Annotated in this window: 1 protein-coding gene; it reads right to left on the reverse strand. The window is 68.6% G+C overall.

All coding sequences use genetic code 11. The features are described from left to right. A partial coding sequence (locus IE091_RS15390; protein WP_189464049.1) for an Ig-like domain-containing protein occupies window positions 1-290 on the reverse strand: 290 nt, incomplete at both ends.

Genomic DNA, 290 nt, shown 5'->3' on the forward strand with positions numbered 1-290 from the left:
GTGGCGGTGGCGTCCAGGTTGACGGTGTAGTCACGCTCGGCGTCGGCGCTGTAGGGGTTGCCAGCAGCGTCTTCGCCGCTCACAGAGGCGCTGATGCTGTCGTTGCCGGCCAGCAGCGATCCGGGGACGTCGATGGCGTAGGTGAGGTCTTCACCCACCAGGCCAGTGAACGCTTGGCCGCCCACGGTCAGGGTGACGGTGTCGCCGGCCTTGGCGTCGCCGCCCACGGTGCCGGTAACGGTGATGAGGTTGCCCTCGGCCGCTTCGGCGCCGTTGATCACGTCGTCACC

It is taken from the genome of Vreelandella hamiltonii (assembly GCF_014651775.1).
Lineage (GTDB): Bacteria > Pseudomonadota > Gammaproteobacteria > Pseudomonadales > Halomonadaceae > Vreelandella > Vreelandella hamiltonii.